Genomic DNA, 23,648 nt, shown 5'->3' on the forward strand with positions numbered 1-23,648 from the left:
TTAATTGGTTTTTGTTTTATAATGTTGGTTAGGTAAATCTCTTAATATTTTGGCACTTTGTTCTGGTGAAATATCACGTTGCGCTTCACCAAGCATTTCATAACCTACCATAAATTTTTTCACAGTTGCACTGCGTAATAATGGCGGATAAAAATGCATGTGAAAGTGCCATTCTGGATGCGCTACTCGATCAGTTGGTGCTTGATGAATTCCAGAAGAATACGGAAAGGAGGTTTCAAATAAATTATCATATTTAACAGTAATTCCTTTAATTATTTCAGCAAATGCTTTGGTTTCTTCCTTACTCATTGCGATAATGTTTCCAAAATGACGCTTACTTATAATCATAGTTTCATAAGGCCAGGTTGCCCAAAACGGAACCAAAACTACAAAATGATCATTCTCAATAACAATTCGTTCTTGCAAATTTAATTCTTGATCTAAATACTCTTTTAGCAAACTAGTTTGGTTTTTATCATAATAAGCACGAAGGTGTTTTTGCGTTTTCTCAACTTGGGATGGCAACGACGATTGTGCCCAAATTTGTCCGTGTGGATGCGGATTGCTGCAACCCATAACACTTCCTTTATTTTCAAAAATTTGAACGTAATTTATGAAATCATAGCTTCCTAATTCAATGTATTGTTCCTTCCATGTTTTAACTACCTTTTCAATTTCTGAAACTTCCATTTCTGGTAAGGTCAAATTGTGTTTTGGTGAAAAACAAATGACTTTATTAATACCTCGTTCTGGTTTTTGTTGAAACAACGATTGGAATTTATTTTCGAATAAAACTTCGTCTTTTAACAACGCTGAAAAATCATTTTCAAATACGTAACAATCGGTATAATCCTCATTTTTGACACCATTGGAACGTACGTTTCCTGAACACAAATAGCAATTTTCATCGTGTTCTGGTCGGTCATCTTCCGTCACTTTTTCGTTTTGACCTTGCCACGGACGCTTGGCGCGATGCGGCGAAACCAAAATCCATTCGTCTAATAACGGATTGTATCTTCTATGTGGGTGTTCGTTAGGATTGAAGTTTTGCATTAAGATGAATATTTAATTTTTTAAATACATAGAAACATAGATTTTTAATTTTCATAGGAGACGTTTCACTTTATTTAAGTTGAACATAGCTATGTGAACCAAGAATTGGTCTTTTCCACCTTTTTTCTATGTTCTATGTGTTTAATTTTTCTTTTTTGAAATAATTTTAATTTCGGATGTTCCTTTGGCTATTTTTACTTTATAGGCTTTTAATTCGATTCCAAATTTAGAACGATAAGCGGCTGAAATATTTTCGATTAACTCATTTTCATATCCTTTTACAACCAAATTTATCGAACAACCGCCAAAACCTCCGCCCATCATTCGCGAACCTAAAACTTTATCGTTTGTGGAAACGGAATCCACAAGAAAATCGAGTTCATCGCAACTGACGTCATATTCTTTAGACAAACCGTGATGGGTTTCGGTCATTAAGTTTCCTAATTGGACGAAATCAGCATTTGATAAAGCCGTAACTGCATCTTGAACTCGTTGGATTTCTTTGACTACAAAATGACATCGTTTAAAAATCGTTTCACCTAATCGTTCTTGTAGGTCAAAAAGCATTGTTTCGGTACAGTTTCTAAAGGTTTTCACCTCTGGAAAATGCTGTTTAATTATCGCTAAACCTTGTTCTACCTCATTTCGTCTATCGTTATAACCGGATGTCAAATGCGTATGCTTAACGGTACTATCTAATAAAAGTAAAGCATATTTTTTGAAATCAGCTTTGTGATATTCATAGTGCAAAGTATTGCAATCTAATTTAATTACGTGGTTTTTCTTTCCGAAAACGGAGGCAAATTGATCCATTATGCCACAATTTACACCAACAAAAGTATGCTCTGATTTTTGTCCGATAAGTGCAATTGTTTCTTTAGATAAATTAAAATTATGCAAAACGTTCATTGCATAAGCAAAACCACACTCAACAGCTGCAGAAGAAGAAAGTCCAGAACCTATCGGAACCGTACTGCTAAAAACAGCGTTGAATCCTTTGTTCAGTGCTTGCTCTTTTTTAAACTGTTGCAAAACACCCAAGATGTAATTAATCCACATCGTTTTACTTGGAACTAATTCATCATTTAAATCAAATTCGATAATTTCATTTAAATCTTTGGCAACGATTTTACATCGAGAATTTTGATTAGAAGAAATGGCAATGCACACATATTTGTTAATCGCAGCCGGCAAAACAAAACCATCATTATAGTCAATATGTTCTCCAATAATATTAATTCTTCCTGGCGACAGAAAGATGTGGTCGGGTTCTTTTTGAAATACTTTTGCAAAATGTCCCGAGGTATTCTTAATTAATTTTTTCTTCATTTTTAGGCTGAACTTGTTACTAATGAATAGATTTCAGTAGCACAGAATCTTTATTTATTTTGACTAATTTCTACAGTTGTTGGAACCAATCCATTGGATGTAACTTCTAATTTAAGAGCGTCAATTGTTTTACCAGCTTGAAGGATAACTTGACATTTTCCGTTAAAAGCACTTCTTTGCCACAAACCTTTTTCGCATTGGTCGGCTTCGTGCGAACTTGGATCTCCATTACCTACTCCAATTATGTTAGCATCACCTTTAAGCGAGAAATAAACCTTATTATTGGCATTGGGTACTTCTCTTCCTTGTTCATCAACTATCGAAATATTGACAACAATACCATCTTTTCCATCGGCTTTAACCGAATTTTTATCGGCTACAGCAATCACTTTTGTGGCATAGCTAGTGGTTTCAACTTTTGACGTTAATTTCCTGCCGTTTTTATATGCAACAGCTTCAATTGTGCCTGGTTCGTAATTCACCTGCCATTGCAAATGACTGTTTCTTGGCATTACTTTTTTTCCTAAACTCTTTCCGTTAAGGAACAACTCAACATCGTCAGCATTGGTATTTACCCAAACGTCGATTGGTTTTCCAACTTTATCGGGCCAATTCCAATGCGGTGAAATGTGAAGAATATCCTCATTCGTCCACCAGCTTTTATAGTAGTAAAAAATGTTTTTTGGAAAACCGCAAACATCCAAAATCCCGAAGTGCGAACTGATATTTGGCCATTTATAAGGTGTTGGTTCTCCGCGATAATCAAATCCTGTCCAAACAAATCCGCCTAACCAATAGTCGTTTTCAGCAGCCAATTTCCACCAAGTTTCCGCTTTGCTCGCCCACCAAGGATGCGTGATGTCTTGATCGGGAACGTAAGCGCGTATTTCGTCTTTTTCATAAACTCCTCTTGTGGTCACAGTACTTCCCATTTCGGTTCCAAGTAAGGGTTGATTGGGATGATCTCTATGATAATCAGCTACAGCATATTCTCTATAATTAAATCCGCGGATTGGAATCACTTCGTTGACACCTTTAAAATCATTAGCCATATCGGCAGCATAAGTCGCCGTTCTACTTGGATCTAATTCTTGTTGAATAGCTAAGAGCGATTTTGCAATTCGCTTGCCATAATCATTTCCTTGAATGTTTTGCTCTTCGTTACCAATTGACCATAAAAAAACAGATGGATGATTTCGATCACGACGCAGAATTCGTTTAAATTGATCGATATATTCTGAACTACTATTTAACAACCGTTGCTCATCAAGAACTAACATTCCTAAACTATCACAAGCAGCAAGCAACTCAGCTGTAGGTGCATTATGACTAGCGCGATAAGCATTCGAGCCCATTTTCTTAAGCAAATTAATACGATAATATTGCATAAAATCGGGCAAAGCACTTCCAATTCCGGCGTGGTCTTGGTGGTTGTTTGTACCTTGAATTTTTATATGTTTTCCGTTTAGAAAAAATCCTTTTTTAGAATCAAAAGCTATAGTTCTGATTCCGAAATTGACTTTCTTTTGTGCTACAATTTGGTTATTTTGCTTGACAACAGCTACTACTTTATATAGATAAGGATTTTCTAACGACCATAATGTAGCATTGCTCACAGCCATTTTTTGCTTAATTGTTGTAGTTCCGTTTACCGAAAGCGAAAATTTTTGTTCAGATGTTTTTGTAATTTGTTTTCCGTTACTATCGGTAATATAAGTATAGACAGTGCCACTAGAAGTAACCAAGTTTTTATTGACAACCTCTGTTTCTACCGTTACTGTTGCCTTTGTTCCGTCAACTTTTGAATGTACAAAAACACCATCAACAGGAATATGAACATTGTTATTAATGTTAAGCCAAACGTGACGATAAATTCCGGCGCCTTCATAAAACCAACCTTCATATTGCGAAGCGTCTACTCGAACTACCAAGACGTTATCGCCTTCAAAATTCATATAATCAGTAATGTCATAAGAATTGCCAACGTAACCGCTAAAATTAGTGCCAACATAAAAACCATTCACCCAAATTTCGGCGTTGCGATAGATGCCATCAAATTGAATTTCGAATCGTTTACCTTCGTCGTTTTTATCTACTGTAAAATGCTTTCGATACCAACCAATACTCGTTTCAGGATACCTACCACCAACAGGTTTGTAGCCGTGACTATCCATTTCTACTTGTTCTGATTTTACAAAAGGTAAACCAACAACCCAATCATGCGGAACATTAATTTTAGACCAAGTGGTATCTATAAATTTTGGATGGACAATAGTGGTAGCAAACACATTAGATTTGTGAAGTAAAGCCGTTTTTCCGTAATCAAAATCTTTAGTTACATCGGCAGCATTCCCAAAATGGAATTTCCAATCTTCGTCTAAATTGATTTTCTTTTGTGAATTACATTGAAATCCAACTAATATAAACAAAAGTAGAAAAGCGAATTTTGCTGAATGATGTATTGAAATTTTAGTCATAGTTTTTATTTTTTTGCCACAGATTTTCACAGAATAAACGGATGTATCGATGACTTTTTATTCTTTAAAGGCATCAAGTGCCGGTGAAGGTTGTCCGTTGGGAAGCCAAGCGCTTAAACTGTAACCACTCCAAGATTTTGCTCCTTGTGGTTCCCAATACATCACGCCCAAACCACGGTTATTTGGCACTTTTTTCACAGCATCAATAGTTGCTTTTAATAATTCGTAGGTGTTTTGAATTTTATCATCTTCGCCACCAACCTCAACAATCATAACGTCTTTATTGTAACGTTGAACCATATCCTTCAAATTGAACTCTAAATCAGCAATGGTTTCAGAATAATCTTTTTTAATCCAAAAAGGATAATAAGACAATCCGATAATGTCATACTTTACCTTTTGCGCCGTAGCGTTATCAAAGAAAGTTCTGAATTTGGCATTATTATTTCCTTCGTCTACGTGAACTATTACTTTTATTTTTTTGTCGACCGCTTTTACAGCGTCATATCCTTTGTTTAATAGTTGTCCCAGTTGGTTCCAATTGTTTGTACTTCCGTCAGGCCACAGCATTCCTCCTGGAATTTCATTGCCAATTTGCACCCATTCTGGTGTAACTCCAGCTGTTTTCAATGCGTTTACAACATCAAATGTGTGATTGTAGACATCATTCAACAATTCAGGAAATGAATGATTTTTCCAAGCTGCTGGTTTATTTTGCTTTGCTGGATCAGCCCAAGAATCGGAATAGTGAAAATCAATCATTACTCGCATTCCCATTTTTTGAGCACGCAACGCCATCACCACAGTTTCCTCTTTACTGCAATGTCCGCTTGCTTTGTCGTTATCTGGGTTTACCCAAACACGCAAACGAACCGAGTTCATTCCTCTATCTTTTAGTAATTGAAGGCATTCTTTTTCGGTGCCATCTTTGTCATAAAACTTGTAACCTGTAGCTTCCATTTGCGGTAACCAACCCACATCAGCGCCTTTTACAAAAGCAGTTGCTGACGGTTTGCAAGCGACAAAGGTCAACGTCAATAGTACCGATAATTTTAATAAAATGTTTTTCATAATTAATTAGGACTAAAAGCCTCCATTACCGGAAGTGAATTGAAATTAAAATCCCATAGCGCTTGGTTTTCCCAAGACGAACCATTGGTTGATTGTGTGCCTCTAAACGCAACCCATTCGCCACCCCAATAGCAAAAACCTTGACCATAAGAATTTTGTTTTACAAGATTTTTTATGGCTAACACAAAATCTTTTTGACCTGAATTTGATGCAGCATAAGTCGTTATCAACTGGTCGTTTTGACCTACTACATTGTTAGTCCAATCGTTCCACGTAAGAGTAAACGGATAAGAGGTTTCGGCAATAATTACTTTTTTATTGTGCGTTTGACCTAAAGAAGTTATGGTTGCATTAACATCAGTTAAATTTTTTCCGTGCCAAATCGGATAATAAGACAATCCGATGTAATCATAATTTATGGCATTCATTTTATTAAAAAACCACGCTGCGCCAGCACCTATTCCGGCATAATGTAACATAATTTTTGTTGTTGGAGCTTGGGTTCTAATTTTAGTACTAATAGCTGCAATTAATTGCAAACTTTGATTTTCATTGTTAATTAAATGACCTTGTGGCCAAAGGAAACCGCTATTGATTTCGTTACCTATTTGGATGATATCCGGATTGATTTCGGTTAAAATGGTGGAAGTATAATTTTCGACTGCTGTTTTTAAATCAGTAAAACTCAAACTTTGCCATTCCACTGGCGTGGTTTGACTGCCTGGATCAGCCCAAGTATCAGAATAATGTACGGAAAGCCAAACTTTAAATCCGGCGTTTTTAGCTCTTGTTGCCAAGGTTTTAACCTCATTAAAAGACGATTGATTGTTGGTTGGATTTTTCCATAATCGGATTCTTACCGTATTGCAACCTGCGTTTTTTAATGTAGTTAATGGATCTTGCGCCAAATTATTGTGTTTATAAACCGTACCTTCACTTTCTATCAACGGAATAAAAGAAACATCGGCAGCACGAATAAAATCAGCCGATGGTGTAGGTGTTGGAGAAGGTGTTGGTGCTGGCGCTCCATCAGCTGAATCACTTGAGGAACAAGCCACAAGCGATAAACTTAAAATTAAAAATAGTATCTTTTTCATCTATGTATAATTTATTTGTTAGAGGTCATTTAGGATATAGCCTTTTATTTATTGGTGTTGCTTACGCAAACTTATTGTTAATGGCGATTTCATAGGTCTAAATTTTCAAATTTAAAGGTTGTTCTATGTTGGTAAGTTTCACCTTTTCTCAAAATAGCATTGGGAAAATGTTTATGATTGGGTGCATCAGGAAAATTTTGGGTTTCAAAACAAATACCACTTAACGGATGATACTCAGCGTTTTCTTTTCCTTTAATTTGATGGAAACAATTACCTCCAACATAAACGTGCACCGCTGGTTGATTGGTGTAAACCGACATTTTTAAATTATTTTTAAAACTATAAAGACTTGCCGAAACCGCAGCGGTATTGTGCAACACAAAAGTAGTATCAATCAATGTTGGACAATCGTGCTCATAAGTATAATCATAAGGCGTTGAAGCTGGTTCTAAAAGTTCACCAGTTGGGATATTTTCAGTAGTAACTTTCAATAATTTTTCGGCATTAACAAATAATTTTTGACTGATGATATCTTCTGAATGACCGTCTAAGTTAAAATAACTGTGCTGTGTTAAATTTACAATAGTATCTTCAGTTGATGTTGCTTTCATTTGTACTTTCAATTCGTTTTTATCAGTAACTGTGTAAGTGATTTCCGTATGCAACTCACCAGGGAAATTTTCTTCGTTATCTCTACTGATATATTGTAAGGTAATAGAAGTGTCGGTTAGAGCAATCACCTTCCAATAAGCCTTACTAAAACCTTCGTTCCCTCCGTGCAGATTATGTTCGCCGTGGTTTTTATTAAGTGAGATTACTTTTGAATTCAATTCAAACTTGGCTTGATTGATTCTGCCTGCATACCTTCCTACTATTGCGCCTAAATATGGTGCGCTTGGCAAATCAAAAGAATTTAAATAATTATCAATGGTTTCAAAACCTAAAACTACATCTACTTTACTTCCATTTTTAAGCGGAATGCGTAACGCGCTAATCGTTGCACCAAAATTAATAACATCACATTCCATACCGGCTGCATTGCTTATGGTATAGCAAAAAACTTCTTCACTACTTGGCAAAAAACCAAAGGATTTACTATTTTTTAAGGTGTCAATTTGTGAAAAATGATTTTTTAACATCTGATTTTTATTAATCTGATATCAAAATTACTTCTTTTTCTATTTATACCATACCACTACCTACCAGTTTATTTGTATCTTGCCACCAGTTATATCGTTTTCGCTAACCATAGTTGATTACCTCCAATGAAAGTCATCACCATTAACAACAATTCATCCGTACCTAAATACAAGCAAATAGTATTAGCTATTGAAATGGCTATTTCTGAAAAGCGCTTGCAAAAAAATGACAAACTGCCTTCGGTTAATAAAGTCAGTTTAGAATTTTCAATTTCTAGAGATACCGTTTTATTAGCTTATGAAGAGCTTAAAAAACGTGGTATTATCTATGCAATATTAGGAAAAGGATATTATGTGAAAAGTGTAGAATTTAGTTTTGAACAACGTTTTTTCTTGCTTTTTGATGAATTGAATAGTTTTAAGGAAGACATCTACAATTCGTTTTTAGAAACCATAAACAATGCAGGACAAATCGAGATTTTCTTTCATCATTTTAATATCGAAATGTTTAAAAAATTGATAAATGAGGCCAACGGAAACTATTCCAAATACATCATTATGCCTACGAATTTGGCTGGTGCTTCTGCGTTGATTAAAACCTTGCCAAAAGAAGATGTTTATGTTTTGGACCAAACCAATTCGGAGTTAAAAGACTATCCATCGATTCATCAAAATTTCATTAAAGATATTTATGAAGCGTTGTTACAAGGCAAGTATTTGATTGAAAAATACCAAAAACTAATCTTAATTTTCCCAGGATTTCGGGAACCACTCGGAATGAAAATTGGTTTTGAGAATTTCTGTTCAGATTTTAATATTAGCTATGAAGTCATCAATGAATTTGAAGACCGAATCATTAACGACAAAGAATTATATATTATTCCAGACGATAGAGATTTGGTGAAGGTAATTGAACAATCTAAGATTCAAAATCTGAAATTAGGTCTTGATTTTGGCATTATTTCCTATAACGAAACACCTTTAAAAAAAGTGGTAGAAAACGGAATATCAACTATTTCAACTGATTTTAAATCAATGGGCAAGCTACTAGCTGAAATGATTCTGCACAATAAAAAAGAACAAATTGAGAATCAAAATAACTTAATCATTAGGAATTCCTTTTAAAAACTAAATCTGTGCATTGGAATGTTTTGGTTAAAGTAAGGCATTTTAACATTGATAAAGCTTCATTTATTTTAGATAAATTTTTCTATTCTAATTTAAATCAATATTTTCGGTCGATGATAGTTAAAAAGTGCCATTTCCCGATTTTTATGCTCACTGTAGTAGCGCTGCTATTGCAGTTTTCGTGTACTAAAAACCCGAATAAAAAAGTTAATCCACAATTTGATAAACTTGTGGGAACAGCATTAGAATTCCATTATAAACAACAATTTGATAGTGCATTAGTTTATTTTTACAAAGCAAAGTTGGCTTGTTCCGATGAAGAGTTAGATCGCATAAGTTATTCACTTTATTATATTGCAGAAATTCAAAAAGCGCAATGTGATTTTTCAGGAAGTGAAGCCACGGTGACCGAAGCTTTGCGTATCAATCCGAAATACAAAAACAATTATAATCTCTATAATGTGCTTGGGCTATCCTATCAAGAGCAATTTGACTTTGATAACGCTAAAAAGTACTATAATTTGTGTTTAAGTACAACAACAAAAGAACTTGAAAAATGTGTTGTCAAAAATAATATTGGTTATGTTTTATTAGAATCCAAAAAATATAAAGAAGCCGCAAAAGTATTTAATGAACTAGTAACCAACGATTCTCTTATTCAATCCAAACCAAATTACGCCAAAGTGCTTGACAATTTGGGATTTGCTTATTTTAAATTAGACAATCCTAAAGCTCTGGGGTATCTAAATCAATCGTTGCAAATTCGCGACAGCATTAAAGACAATTCCGAATTGATTGCTTCTTACATGCACTTAGCGGAATATTATTTGACATCGAATGCGACCGTAGCAAATGATTTTGCTCAAAAAGCCTACGTTGCAGCAACGGCCATTAACAGTCCTGACGACCGAATGGAAGCTATTAAATTTCTTATTGCTTCGTCTACTGCTGACAAAATCAAGTCACTTGCATTAAAACAAATCACTATATCGGACAGCATTAACAAAATAAGGCAAAACTCTAAAACCCAATTTGCTAAAATCAAATACGATTCCAATCTTGCTTTGAAAGAAAGTGATAAGCAAAAAAGTCAAAAGCAACTTTATTTGTCCCTTTTCATTTTTGTGTCCACTTTATCTGTGGTCATCATCAGTTCTATTCGAGCAAAAAATAGAAGAAAACTTCGCAAAGCAACCTATGAAACGGAAACCAGAATTTCTAAAAAACTACACGATGAATTGGCCAACGACGTATTTAATGCTTTGACTTATGCCGAAACTCAAGACCTAAACAATCCTACGAACAAAGAATTTTTACTTGAAAATTTAGATAAAATCTACACCCAATCACGAAATATTTCTAAAGAAAACAGCCCGATTGACACCGGAATCAACTTTGAAGCTATGCTTAAAGCGATGCTTTCAAGTTATAATAGCCCACAAATTAATGTTATTTTAAAAAATAATACCTCATCGAATGATTGGCTAAAACTGCAAAAAGAATCTAAAATTGTGGTCTACCGAACTTTGCAAGAATTGATGGTTAATATGCGCAAACACAGTCAATGCAGCTTGGTCGTAATTGGATTTGACCGCTATAAAAACGGCTTAGAAATTAACTATTCGGATAACGGCATTGGGTGTCCCGAAATGTTAAATTTTAAAAAAGGTTTGCAAAATGTGGAAAACCGTATTTTATCCATAAACGGAACAATTACTTTTGAAACAGAAACTAATAAAGGATTCAAAGCAAAATTGAAACTACCTAAATAAGTACAAGCTTATGTTTAAAAAAGTAATAATAGCCGAAGATTTTGACAGCATCAACTTAGCCGTAATGCAAGTGCTGGGCGAACTTGGTGTAACCGAAATTCACCACGCCAAATATTGTGATGATGCCCAATTAAAAATTAAGAAAGCCCTTCTGGACAATGATCCATTTGATTTACTGATTAGTGATTTATCTTTTAGAGCCGATCATAGAAAAGTGCAATTAGCTAGTGGCGACGATTTAATTCAATGGGTAAGACAAGTGCAACCCGACTTAAAAATAATCGTGCATTCGGTGGAAGACAAAACTTTTCATATAAATTCACTTTTTGAGAATCACAATATTGACGGATTTGTTATCAAAGGTCGCCACAGTATCCGTCAATTAAAAACAGCTATCAATAAGCTTTTTCAAACCGACGAAAAATACATTTCTCCTGAAATGGAAGTGGTGTTGCAAGATAAAACCATTAACGAAATTGACGAATACGACATTGAACTGATCAAGCAACTTTCGCTTGGTGTGCCACAAGAAAAAATGGATATCAAGTTCAAAGAATTGGGCATCTCGCCTTCTAGCAAAAGTACTATTGAAAAACGAGTGGGCAAACTCAAAGACTACTTCAAGGCTAACAACACCGTACATCTTATCTCAATTGCTAAAGATTTAGGCATCGCTTAGAAAAAAAAATACTTTTTTTTACCCAATTACGGTTTCCCGTAAAATACCTATTTTATTTGGTTTTATGTTTGAAAAATTATTTTAAAGACCTTTTCAAATATGAGAATAATATGCATTTTGTGCGGTGCCATCGCAATACTTGCTTGTTTCGATTTACCTTATGGTTATTACACCTTTTTGCGAATTGCCATAACCTTAGGCGCTTTAGCTATACTAACGAGGGAAGTTCAAAAAGACGTAAACCTACTGGGTATAACATTTATTGGGATAGTCGTTCTTTTTAATCCCATTATACCGATACATTTTTTTAAAAAATCACTTTGGATGCCAATTGATATACTAACCGGCATCTTGTTTTTGGTTTATGGTTTCAAAGAAAAAACTTTAAAGGAATAATATGACGAAATATCCAATACACAGCGCCAATATTCTCAAAGTAGGATATGACGAAGTACAACAAGTTCTAGAAATTGAATTCAAACTTACGGTAATTTATCACTATTTTGAAGTGCCGCTCGACGAATTTGTTGCCTTTATGAAAGCAGATGACCTTGAAGCATTTTATTTTGAATTTATCCAATGCAAGTATCATTTTGAGGTTTCCTAGCTTTTTAATTTTTACTTCAAATGCGGAGCAAAAAAGAGCCTAATTTTGAAAATTCAGTGGTGAAATGTAGGTCGGTAGTGAATAAATGAAACTGTACAATTTCTTCCAGTCGATGCCCTAGCAATAAACACCGAAGTCAAAAGTAAAAATGGTAATGAACATAGATTTTTGATTGCATATTTTGCTAAAGTGATGTTAGAAAATACTTAGGTTTAGGTACCACAACCATACCGTTGCTATGGAGTATCTATGAATTATCCATACAGTATCCATATAGTATGTTAATAAATGATTGGTTTGGACTTTATATAATTGGTTCTTATTTGGTTCGTAACTTGTTTGTAATTAGATTAATTTTTTGCGAATGCATTACCTTTAATTAGTAATTTAGGGTACCACAACTACGAACAAAACAAGAACAAAACTAGGATAAAGTATAACCTCTATTACTAAGGTGTGTTATGGCAAAAATTACAGTAGATGGACCATTTCCGAAACGGATTGATGATTATGTTCTTTATAAATTGGACGATCAAATAATAATGCGTGCTACTGGGATTAACTGTAGATGAATTAAAAACAATTAATTATAAACTAATTTATAATGGAAATAAAATTTAGCAAACTATTATTTTTATTTTTTATAATTTGTGTGAATTGCTTCTCGCAAAAAGAGCATAAGCTCGATACAATAACTATAAAAATTGATTATAATAAATATAAGGAAACTGCATATTATCATTATAATAAGTGTTATGATATATCAAAAGAAATTGAAAATTTGACTCTTAAAAACGATTTACTACCAACTTTTTATGCAAAAGATTCTTTAAAATTATCTGTAATTCCTATCTTTAGCATTAATTCATCTTACATACATAATGATAAAACCAATGCCTTACACTTGATTGATTTTAAGCAAAATTTTTTTCATCAAACCGTTTATATAGAAAATTATAAAAATATTATAGTTTCAAATTTTACTCTTTTTGGAGACTCTTTTAGTGCTAATGATTATACCTTGGATCAACCATTTTTTTACTTGTACTTAAATAAGAATTTTAACGAATTTCTTAAAGGAGGTGGCGGTTATGATTATAAAGTAGTAACTCGCAACGATAAAAATTTTGTTAATTTTACAGTAAAAGGTTTTAAGGGTGAATTTGTCATTGAAAAAGGCATTCTTTATTATATTGTTGCTTTTAAAAAAGAGTATGTTACTATGGATGAATTCTCTATTCCTTTGGATGGTTTATCAATTCCTGATTTTTTATATTTTAGAAAAGTTGAATTTTCTAAATACATTAAAAAATGTTTTTGTGAAACAGAGCTTACTGATTTTGTTCAAAAAAGTAGTTTTAATGAAGATGAAGACAAGATGAAGTGTTTAAAAAAAATAAGCAATAAAAATAGTAAAGTAGCGTATTTTTTGAAGGTTAATAATTAATAAAAGATGTACAAAACAATTATCCTGCTCAACAAAGAGCTGGTATGAAAAGTTTCGGAAACGTCATCTGACTTTGAAGAAATAATTATGCCACGCTAACAGGTTTCAATGGGAACTTATGCGGCGTAAAATAATAATTGAGAAATCATTTTGTTAGTTCTATTTTGATTTTTATTGTGGAGACGGATTGCAAATCCGCGCTATCGGGTCTGCCCTGAGGGTTTTGAATATTAAATATTAATTTATGAAAAAAATTATTATTTTCATTTGTTTTTTACAATTATCATGTATTAGTCAGCAAGAAAAAAGAGTAAGTAAAATAAAAGTAAATTTTGTTTCATTGAGTATCAAAACTAAAGGACATATTTATGAAATACTTGAGGCTAACAAGACAGTTGTTAAGAGTAATGAGCAAACAATTTTAATCTATCATTTTTTTAAGGGTGCGAATAAAAACGACACTTTAAAGTTGTATAAAAATGGTGTAATTGAATATAAAAATATTACCTTGAAAAAAGTAGATGAAAAAAAAATAATGAACAAAGGAAAATTAATAAAAGTTCATAAGTTGTATATTTCCAATATAGGAGATATGTCTGTTGATAATTTTTCTGGTCAAATTATTTATTTAGCAAATGATGATATAATTGCAATATTTGGAGTCGTAGGAAATTATGCATCTCTGTACAACCCAGAAATGTTTTCTGAAATCCATAATAAGATTTTATATAACAAAATTGATTTTAAAAGGGATTCAAATGAGTTAGATGGAAGACCATAATAATGAATTATTTATAATGAAAATATAAATTTATAATAACTTACTTAATAGAATGGAGTTACATTCTGAATTTATCCAGCCCAGCTCCGTAAAGAGTTCCTATGAAAAGCTCCGCAAATGTCTCCTGACTTTGCGGAAATAATTTCTTTTTAAACAAAAATTATTAAAATGTAAAAAATAAACAATGAAAAAACTAATTTTATCTATAGTATTACTAGCTGCAATGGCTGTTTGCCAAGCACAAGAAAAAAGCACCAAAAGTGAAGTTACTTTTGGTGCAAAAGCAGGTGTCAACATATCTACAGCCGTCTTTGATGAGAGTATTGAAAACTACGTGCCAAGCGTTTCTAGTGTTGTAGGAGCTAATTTAAGCTTTTTTGTTAATTTACCTATGGGTTCAAAGTTTGCTTTACAACCTGAGATAGTTTATTCTATGCAGGGCTTTGATTATGTTTATGATAATGAATACGCAAGAGCAGATATAAAAACAAGATTAAATTATGTTACCGTACCGTTTAATTTTCAATTCAAATTCATTGAAAAAGCATACATTGAAGCAGGTCCGCAATTCGATTTTTTAGTAGGTGCAAAAGGTGATTATACTTCAAAAGATAAATTTTCTAATCAAGTAACTTCGCTAAATGATAAAGATTTAAAAGATAATTATAAAGCTTTAGTTTTTGGACTTAACTTTGGAGCAGGTTATAAAATTACAGAGGCTATATCAGCAAATGTTAGGTACTGCTTAGGACTTACGCCAGCAAATCAAGGCAATACGCTTTCTTCGAAGAACAGAGTTATACAAATTGGTGCTGCTTATAGTTTTTAATTCAACATTCTAAAATTATTTGTGAAAAGAATAATTATAAATACCATAGTATTATTTTATAGTTTGTTGGCATTTCCACAAGGAGAAGCCAATAATTGGTATTTTGGTTACGGTGCTGGTATAACTTTTAATAGTGGTAGCCCAGTAGCGGTGACTGATGGGCAACTTTATACTTTTGAGGGTTGTACAACAATATCTGATGCAGCTGGTCAATTATTATTTTACACCGATGGTATTACAGTTTACAATCGTAATCATTTAATGATGCTTAATGGTGACAATTTAAATGGTGATCCATCAAGTTCACAATCTGCAACAATTGTTCCAAAACCAGGATCGAACACACTTTTTTATGTTTTTACAGTTGATGCAGAAGCAAGACCAAACGGATTACAATACTCCATTGTAGATATTTCCCTTGATGGAGGATTAGGTGGCGTTACGGCTCAAAAAAATATTTTAATTTATACACCATCATGCGAGAAAATAGGAGTAGTAAAACATGCAAACAATACCGATTTTTGGATAGTATCGCATGGCTGGAATAATAATTCTTTTTATGCCCATTTATTAACAGCTTCAGGTTTAAGCACAACACCTACAACTAGTACTATTGGAGCAATTTACGAACCTAACATTTTAGGAGAAGTATGGAGTTCAACTGGATATTTGCGAATTTCGCCTGACGGTTCAAAGTTAGTTTCTTGCTCTAGTTGGTCAAATGGGACAACACAATTATTCGATTTTAATAATGCTTCAGGAGCAGTTTCAAATCCAATAACCATTCAAATGGGTACAGACCTTTTTTATGGCGCCGAATTTTCAACCAACAACGAAGTATTGTATTTAAGTGCAAGTAATAATCTAAAAATTTACCAATTTGATTTGAATGCTTCCAACTTAGTTTCAAGTGCTACACTAATTTATTCGGGACCAAAAGCACCAGGGGCATTACAATTAGGACCAGACGGTAAAATTTATATTGTGTTTTTTGATAATGGTTATTTGGGTGTCGTTAATAATCCTAACAACTTAGCGTTAGGATGTAATTTAAATGATAATGAAATTTTCTTGCAAAATAGATTATGCGGTGTAGGCTTACCTCCTTTTATTACTTCATTCTTTTATACACCTGCAATTCAATTAGACAACTTATGTCAAAATGAAATGTCAACTTTTGAATTAAATACAAACCAAGTTATATCAAGTGCCTTATGGAATTTTGGTGATGGAGCAACTTCTACAGCTATTCAACCTAATCATGCCTATTCTAATCCAGGTAATTACACAGTATCAGTCTCAGTTGTTGGTCCAAATGGCACAGGAAACAATACAAGAAACATTACAATCTATCCACAACCAACATTACTAACCAATACAGTAAGCTTAAAACAATGCGATGATAACAATGATGGTTATAGTGCCTTTAATTTGAATGAAACCATTCCGTTATTGGTTTCCAATCCAACAGGATTAAGTATTACTTTTCACGAGACTTTAACTCAGGCTCAAGACGAGAGTAGTTCTATTTCAAATTTAAGTGCTTATCCCAACCAAATTATAAATAATGATATAGTCTACGCGAGGATTGAAAATGCAAATGGCTGTTACAAAACGGCTCTAATCAATTTACAAGTTTCAACTACTTTAATCCCGACTTCATTTCAACTCACTTACCACGAATGTGATGATGCACTTTCGGGTTCGATTACTGACGGCATTGCTACTTTCAATTTTAGTGCTGCCGAAAGTCAGGTACGAGCCCTTTATCCATCAGGACAATTGCTTGATGTTACGTTTTACAAGAATTTAGCAGATGCGCTTTCTGAAAGTAATAAAATTACCAGTACCTCCAATTACACCAATATAGGTTCTCCAAATACACAAAATATTTATGTTCGTGTCGACAGTCAAATCAATAATGAATGTTTGGGATTGGGACATCACATTACGTTAAAAGTAGATAGAATTCCTATCGTACAACCTTTGATAATAAAACAATGTGATGATAACCAAGACGGCGTTTTTGCTTTTACTACCGCAAATTTAGAAGCAACCTTATTAAATGGATTGACCAATGTTGTTGTGACTTATGCTGATAGTAGTGGAAATCCAATTGTATTAAGCAATCCTTTTGCTATAACTTCGCAAATTATTACTGTAAAAGTTAAAAACAATTATGGAAAGCAATGCGAATATAACACGACCATTCAATTTATTGTAGATGATTTGCCTGAAGCCTTTGCACTACCAATAAGTGCGACGATCCATTGTGATGATGATGAAACAAGTCCGAGTTTGCAGAACGGACAATTTGCTTTTGATACAACAGGTTTTCAAGCGGCTATTTTGGGTAGCCAAACCGGAATGATTGTAAACTATTACGATCAAAATAATAATCCTTTACCAAGTCCGCTTTCTAATCCGTTCACAACAGCAACTCAAAATGTAAAGGTAGAAGTAATAAATCCTAACAATGCAACATGTAAGGCAACAATGACTATTCCATTTATTGTTAATCCGATACCAAATGTTAGTTTGTTTGGAAACGAATTGGTATGCAGTAACAACCCAACTTTTACCAAAGTTATTGATGCAGGATTAGTAGATAGTACAACTATAAATAATTTTACTTATTCGTGGTATCTCAATAATGTTTTAATTGCTGGAGCCAATCAATATTCCTTAACAGTAAACACAGAAGGTACTTATACTGTGAAGGTCACTAATTCTCTAGGTTGTGACACCACAAGAACCCTTAACGTAACTGCATCTAACATTGCTGCTATAAATGCTATTGAAGTTACCGATTTGGCAGAGATGAATTCTATAACCGTTTATGCATCAGGTGCAGGCGATTATGTTTACAGTATAGATAATACTAACTTTCAAGAAAGCGCAACATTCTCGAATCTTCTACCCGGAATTTACACCGTTTATGTAAAGGATAAGAACGGCTGTGGAATAGCTACAGAAGAGGTAAGCGTACTAGGAATTCCAACCTATTTCACGCCCAATAATGATGGCTACAATGATTATTGGAATATAAAAGGAGTGAATTCTGATTTTTACCAAAATGCAAGCATTCATATTTTTGATAGATTTGGTAAATTACTAAAACAAATCAGTCCTTTAAGTCAAGGATGGGATGGAAAATACAATGGACAAAATGTACCCTCAGAAGATTATTGGTACGTGATTAAACTTCAAGATGATAGAGTTTTGAAAGGGCATTTTGCTTTGAAAAGGTAGTTTATTATTAAAATTATTACTCACAATCTTCAACGTACTTCTCAATAATATACTGTGTTACTTTCCTAAGCTCAGCTCCATTCTCGGGATTTTCTCCATCCATACTAAAAAATTGAATCTCATTATTTTTCTTACTGTACCAAACAATGGGTTTATCTCCATTAAAAAACTTTGTAGTATCGCAAACTGTTAACTCTTTTCGACTAAACTCCATTTCATTGTAAGGCTTTATAATTTTTGCACTTGCAAATTCAACTTGCTCACCTTTGCAATCTACCAATTCATAATGATCTTCTTTCCATTCCATGCATTCTTTTTCTTTGAAAAACATACTTTTCGCACCAAATAATCCGAAAACTACTATTGAGCCAATTCCAACTTTCTTCTTTAAATTACTTTTTGATGCAACAATTACTTCATCTTTAAAAAAAACAGGTTTTTCTTCCTTTTCGATAATACTATTCGATTTATTTTTAGCAACATTCGTTCCTTTCACATCTTCTACAAAATCGTCAGAATTTAACTTAGCAAACTTCTTAAATGGTCTTGGCTCAAAATTCAATAAAATAGCCGACATATTTATCCCTTCAATATCTGCTAAATCACTCTCTCCTTTTAAAAAATTTTCTATTGGTCGAAACCTATCTGTAGCAGCTTGCAATTTATTTTTATTGCCAGACTCAAACGGAAATCCAAAAAAAATCTCAAAGCTTTTTAAATCATCACTACTGTCATTATTCTTAAATCTTTCAATGCAAAGCTGACGAAGTTTCGCTCTAGATGGAACCAACAAAAAACTAGAATATTCCTTGATCTTTTCTTCTTCAAATTTTACTCTGATAGCTTTCTTATAAGCTTCAAGAGCATCTTGTAATGTGGTCATAATAGGAATTTTAGGAATAGCAGGAATTTCAGGAATTCCTTATAAACACTCAAACAAAAACCACATTCCTTTGCCTCAGAATTAGTTCTTGCTCTATTTCGCGATAGGAACAAATGTACAAAACTAGTTCAAAAAAGTGACGCTCTACAGAACTGATTTTTTATTCAGGGAAGTATAACTAAAAGGTTCTGTGGTAGCGCACTTCACTTCCCAAAAAAACAAATTCGAGTACTCTAATCTGAGGCAGGACTACTGCTTCAAAACGCTTTCGAGAACGTCTCGAACAGCCACCACTATTCCAAAATTTAAAACATTATGAAAAAAATATTTTTCGCATCTCTTGTTGCACTAGCAATTACCTTCACTTCTTGCACAGCGGATGTCCTAGAAGAAAACGCAGCAAACGACAATGCTTCCAACTACCACAGTGAACTATTGTTAAATCAAAAACCAGCCGACACCACAGGTGGACAAGGAGGCAACATTCCACCACCGCCACCTCCAGTTGTGCCGTAATCAAACAGAAATGATTGGCCATTAATAATTTCGGGAAACTATACTTACAAAGTGTAGTTTCCTGATTTTTTATATAAAGCTAGTATTTTTTTTCAATTAAAAATAATAATTCAGAATGGTTGCTGGTGTACTTAGTATTCCTAAATATATTGATTATAGATTGACTTGTAAATCTTTATTAAAAAAAATAAAAATATATCTATCTGATTTTAAATTATTTACATAAATTAAAATAACTTTTTTTAGCACTTTACGGTTTCCCGTAAAATACCGATTTTTTTTGGTTATAAGTTTGAACTCTAAAACAAAAAACCATATTACGTAACAAAGTAACCTCTGAATAGTATCGATGATATTTATTTGCTTGAGAAGGAGCTTTTGAAACGGTTGGGTTATATGAAAATTAGTAATTTATCATAATAAATCGCACTGCATTCTGGTTGCAGTGAGGTTTAGTATAATTGTAAATCAATTGGACATTAGAATTATAATAAAACTAGATGAGCTTTTAAAAGCGGAACGAACAGGAAACCCTAAAGAGTTATCTTACAAATTGGGTATTTCGGAACGAACCGTTTTTAATTATATAAGTTTTATGAAAACGGAATTAAATGCACCAATAATTTTTAATACACAACTTAAAAATTATTGTTATGACAGAGATTGTGAGTTGTGTTTTAAAGGGTAAAATATATTAAAATTATTATGGCAATAAATTTACAAAAAGGACAAAAAATTGATATTGGATTATCAAAAATAACGGTAGGACTTGGTTGGGATCCAAATGAGGGAACTGGACATAATTTTGATTTAGATGCTTCAGCAATAATGATAAATTCAGAAAGAAAGTTAGTAAGTGAGAATCATTTTATTTTTTACAACAATTTATGTGGCTTAGGGCATAGTAATCCTAAAGATTGTGAAAAAAATAATTGCCTATCTGGCACTTATGGTCTTATTCATACTGGTGATGATCCAGATGGTAAAAGTAGTGATGGTGATGATGATGAATCAATTGAAATAGATCTCACAAAGGTATCTCAGGATGTAAATGAAATTTTATTTGTTGTTACAATTGCTGATTTTGAAGCTAGAAAACAAAATTTTGGTCAAGTTCGAAACTCTTACATAAGGATTGTAGATAATTCTAATGGTTATGAAATTGCAAAATATGAATTAGATGAAGATTTTTCAATTGAAACAGGAGTTGAATTTGGTAGATTGTATAGACGAAATGGTGAATGGAAATTTGAAGCCTCTGGTATTGGTTACAAAGCAGATCTGGGGTTCTTTTTAGAAAAATATTATTCAGGGCAAATAATTAAATAACAAAATATGGCTATAAATCTTCAGAAAGGTCAAACAATCGACTTGCGTAAAAATGATAAAGGAGAATCCTTTGATTTGTCCCAAGTTACAATCGGTTTAGGATGGGATGTAAAACAAAAAGAAAACGGGTTTTTTGGAAAACTTTTTGGCAGTGGTAAAGATGAGGAGTATGACTTAGATGTAATCGCTTTTTTACTTGACGATAATGGTAAAGTTGCTAATCTAGGGCATAATCTAAATTTTTCAAATGGGAATAAAGTAGGTTTACATGGTGGGGATATTATTTTTTTTAATAGTATGACTTATCCATCAGGAACAGGGACTTCAAATATGCTTTTTCCGGAGGGCACTCCAAAATACAATATTCAACAAAAAATTAACCAACTTTTAGATAAAGGCGAACTTATTGTTCATACAGGAGATAATTTAACTGGTGAAGGCGATGGTGATGATGAACAAATTATTATAAAGCTAGATTCACTACCAAGTAAAATTGAAAAAATAATCTTTTTAGTATGTATCTATCAGGGGATTAGTAAAAATCAACAATTTGGAAAAGTAGAAAATGCTTTTATCCGAGCTTGTGATAAAAATAATAAAGAAATCGCTAAATATACTCTTTCAAACAGTCCAGAATTAGAAAATAAGCATTCTCTTATTTTTGGAGAAACGTATCGAAATAATGGAGGTTGGAAATTTAGAGCTATTGGAGAGCCACTTTATACTGATAATTTTGTAGAAATTCTAAAAAAATATGTAAACTAAAAAATTGAAATTGAAAATAGAATATTCACATTACAACCATCTTTCTTTTGATTTATGGTTAACATTAATAAAGTCGAATCCAGAATTTAAGAAAAAGAGAAATATATTATTTAAAGATTTTTTTGAAGTTGATTTTTCCATTGAGAAAGTTACAGAAATTATAAGGTATTATGATTTATTGTGCAATAATATAAACGAAAAATCAGGACTAAACATTGATACTTTTGAGATTTATTATCTTGTTTTAAACGACCTAAATGTTAATGTATCTGAAATTGAAATTGACAGATTAAGTGAGTTTTATAAAGAAGCAGAAATACTGTTTATGAAATTTAAACCAAATTTAATTTATCCAAAAATTCAATTGTTATTTAAGGAAATTGTTGAACAAGAAAAGACGATAAGCATATTAAGTAACACTGCATTTATAAAAGGATTTACTTTAAGAAAATTATTGTTGCATTACGAATTGGACAACTATTTTTCATTCCAAATTTATTCAGACGAAACTGGATTCTCAAAGCCAAGCAAAGAAATATTTCAGTTGGTTCATAATGAAATTACAAGTTTAAAATCAATAGAAAAAAAGGAAGTCTTACACATTGGTGATAATAAAATAGCAGATTACGATGGGGCGATAAAATATGGTTTTGATGCTTTATTAATTAAAATTTAAAAAGTGAATAATAGTTACAGTTTACATAAAATTATTGATGAAGATATTTGTCCATTTGATGCAAATGAATACAGTTGGTTTAAGTTTGGAGATAAGCAATATGCAGAAAAATTTGCTTCGGAATTATTTGAAGGATTTGTAGAAGAATTTGGCGATTTACTTTTGTCCAACAAGGACATTATTATTTTACCAAGTCCATATTTGTCAATTCCTACGGCTTCAAATTTTTTATGTTATTATTTTAAAATACAATTAAATAGTTTTTTATACAAAAACAATATTAAAGCAAGCGTTGAATCTAAAATATACAGAAATCAAACTTATGTAACCGATTATGGTAATTTAGATTTTGAGGAGAGAATAAAATTAATTTCTAATGATACGTACTATATTGACAAAGACTTCATTAATGATAAGTTGTGCATTTTTGTTGATGATATAAAAATTACAGGTAGTCATGAACATACTGTTTATAAAATACTGAATCATTACGATGTTCAAGGCGATTTTGTTTTTGTTTATTATGCAGAATTAATAAATAAAACAATTCATCCTAAAATCGAGAACCATTATAATTATTTTGCTATAAAAACTGTGCAGGATATTGTTGATTTAGTTAATAGAAGCTTTTTTCAATACAACACAAGAATTGTAAAATTTATCTTAAAATTAGATGAAGTACAATTTAGTTACTTTATAAATAACATTCCGATTGACAAACGTAACGAATTATTTCATTTAGCAATAAGCAATAATTATCATCAAATATCTGAATATCAAATCAATATTGATGTAATAAAAATAGATTAAGTAATTAA

22 protein-coding genes are annotated in these 23,648 nt (G+C 32.5%); 15 read left to right on the top strand and 7 right to left on the bottom strand.

Annotated elements, in window-relative coordinates; translation table 11 throughout:
- From Q0050_RS10335 to Q0050_RS10360, 6 genes are all read right to left on the bottom strand, one after another.
- Positions 1–1,053, bottom strand: a complete 1,053-nt coding sequence (locus Q0050_RS10335) for a UDP-glucose--hexose-1-phosphate uridylyltransferase (protein WP_298395168.1) — start codon at positions 1,051–1,053, stop codon at positions 1–3.
- Positions 1,054–1,194: 141 nt separating this feature from the next.
- On the bottom strand, positions 1,195–2,382 hold the full coding sequence (gene galK, locus Q0050_RS10340; protein ID WP_298395171.1) for a galactokinase: 1,188 nt from the start codon (positions 2,380–2,382) through the stop codon (positions 1,195–1,197).
- Positions 2,383–2,432: 50 nt separating this feature from the next.
- Entirely contained in the window at positions 2,433–4,859 is a 2,427-nt protein-coding gene (gene galA / locus Q0050_RS10345; protein ID WP_298395176.1) for a beta-galactosidase GalA, read from the bottom strand.
- A 57-nt stretch (positions 4,860–4,916) separates the two neighbouring features.
- Entirely contained in the window at positions 4,917–5,930 is a 1,014-nt protein-coding gene (locus Q0050_RS10350; protein WP_298395179.1) for a glycosyl hydrolase 53 family protein, read from the bottom strand.
- Positions 5,931–5,932: 2 nt separating this feature from the next.
- The gene (locus Q0050_RS10355) at positions 5,933–7,027 is read right to left on the bottom strand and encodes a glycosyl hydrolase 53 family protein (RefSeq protein WP_298395181.1); all 1,095 of its coding nucleotides are present in this window, start codon (positions 7,025–7,027) and stop codon (positions 5,933–5,935) included.
- Positions 7,028–7,116: 89 nt separating this feature from the next.
- Entirely contained in the window at positions 7,117–8,166 is a 1,050-nt protein-coding gene (locus Q0050_RS10360) for an aldose epimerase family protein (protein WP_298395184.1), read from the bottom strand.
- Positions 8,167–8,292: 126 nt separating this feature from the next.
- On the opposite strand from Q0050_RS10360, the gene Q0050_RS10365 reads away from it, so the two are divergent.
- The 9 genes from Q0050_RS10365 (at position 8,293) to Q0050_RS10405 (ending at position 18,661) form a co-directional block, all read left to right on the top strand.
- Positions 8,293–9,291: a GntR family transcriptional regulator gene (locus Q0050_RS10365; protein WP_298395187.1), complete on the top strand. Its 999-nt coding sequence runs from the start codon at positions 8,293–8,295 to the stop codon at positions 9,289–9,291.
- A gap of 116 nt (positions 9,292–9,407) precedes the next feature.
- The gene (locus Q0050_RS10370; protein ID WP_298395190.1) at positions 9,408–11,066 is read left to right on the top strand and encodes a hypothetical protein; all 1,659 of its coding nucleotides are present in this window, start codon (positions 9,408–9,410) and stop codon (positions 11,064–11,066) included.
- 10 nt (positions 11,067–11,076) lie between these two features.
- Positions 11,077–11,745: a response regulator gene (locus Q0050_RS10375; RefSeq protein WP_298395193.1), complete on the top strand. Its 669-nt coding sequence runs from the start codon at positions 11,077–11,079 to the stop codon at positions 11,743–11,745.
- 99 nt (positions 11,746–11,844) lie between these two features.
- Positions 11,845–12,141, top strand: coding sequence for a DUF6804 family protein (locus Q0050_RS10380; protein ID WP_298395196.1), 297 nt, complete (start codon positions 11,845–11,847; stop codon positions 12,139–12,141).
- Position 12,142: 1 nt separating this feature from the next.
- Positions 12,143–12,352: a KTSC domain-containing protein gene (locus Q0050_RS10385; RefSeq protein ID WP_298395199.1), complete on the top strand. Its 210-nt coding sequence runs from the start codon at positions 12,143–12,145 to the stop codon at positions 12,350–12,352.
- Positions 12,353–12,956: 604 nt separating this feature from the next.
- Positions 12,957–13,799: a hypothetical protein gene (locus Q0050_RS10390; RefSeq protein WP_298395202.1), complete on the top strand. Its 843-nt coding sequence runs from the start codon at positions 12,957–12,959 to the stop codon at positions 13,797–13,799.
- Positions 13,800–14,043: 244 nt separating this feature from the next.
- Complete coding sequence (locus Q0050_RS10395; RefSeq protein WP_298395205.1) at positions 14,044–14,580, top strand: hypothetical protein; 537 nt, start codon at positions 14,044–14,046, stop codon at positions 14,578–14,580.
- Between the two features lie 184 nt (positions 14,581–14,764).
- Positions 14,765–15,409, top strand: coding sequence for a porin family protein (locus Q0050_RS10400; RefSeq protein WP_298395208.1), 645 nt, complete (start codon positions 14,765–14,767; stop codon positions 15,407–15,409).
- A 21-nt stretch (positions 15,410–15,430) separates the two neighbouring features.
- Entirely contained in the window at positions 15,431–18,661 is a 3,231-nt protein-coding gene (locus tag Q0050_RS10405; protein ID WP_298395211.1) for a T9SS type B sorting domain-containing protein, read from the top strand.
- 16 nt (positions 18,662–18,677) lie between these two features.
- On the opposite strand, the gene Q0050_RS10410 is transcribed toward Q0050_RS10405, so the two are convergent.
- Positions 18,678–19,544: a hypothetical protein gene (locus tag Q0050_RS10410; protein ID WP_298395213.1), complete on the bottom strand. Its 867-nt coding sequence runs from the start codon at positions 19,542–19,544 to the stop codon at positions 18,678–18,680.
- 315 nt (positions 19,545–19,859) lie between these two features.
- Between Q0050_RS10410 and Q0050_RS10415 the strand changes: the two genes are divergently transcribed.
- The 6 genes from Q0050_RS10415 (at position 19,860) to Q0050_RS10440 (ending at position 23,640) form a co-directional block, all read left to right on the top strand.
- Entirely contained in the window at positions 19,860–20,060 is a 201-nt protein-coding gene (locus tag Q0050_RS10415) for a hypothetical protein (RefSeq protein ID WP_298395215.1), read from the top strand.
- 472 nt (positions 20,061–20,532) lie between these two features.
- Positions 20,533–20,748: an HTH domain-containing protein gene (locus tag Q0050_RS10420; protein ID WP_298395217.1), complete on the top strand. Its 216-nt coding sequence runs from the start codon at positions 20,533–20,535 to the stop codon at positions 20,746–20,748.
- Positions 20,749–20,765: 17 nt separating this feature from the next.
- Positions 20,766–21,389: a TerD family protein gene (locus Q0050_RS10425; protein ID WP_298395220.1), complete on the top strand. Its 624-nt coding sequence runs from the start codon at positions 20,766–20,768 to the stop codon at positions 21,387–21,389.
- A gap of 6 nt (positions 21,390–21,395) precedes the next feature.
- Entirely contained in the window at positions 21,396–22,154 is a 759-nt protein-coding gene (locus tag Q0050_RS10430; protein WP_298395223.1) for a TerD family protein, read from the top strand.
- A gap of 10 nt (positions 22,155–22,164) precedes the next feature.
- Entirely contained in the window at positions 22,165–22,830 is a 666-nt protein-coding gene (locus Q0050_RS10435) for an HAD family hydrolase (RefSeq protein WP_298395226.1), read from the top strand.
- A gap of 3 nt (positions 22,831–22,833) precedes the next feature.
- Positions 22,834–23,640 carry a phosphoribosyltransferase family protein gene (locus Q0050_RS10440; protein ID WP_298395228.1) on the top strand — a complete coding sequence of 269 codons (807 nt, stop codon included), beginning with the start codon at positions 22,834–22,836 and terminating at the stop codon, positions 23,638–23,640.
- Positions 23,641–23,648 lie beyond the last annotated feature (8 nt).

The organism is Flavobacterium sp., from assembly GCF_027483985.1.
Taxonomy (GTDB): Bacteria; Bacteroidota; Bacteroidia; order Flavobacteriales; family Flavobacteriaceae; genus Flavobacterium.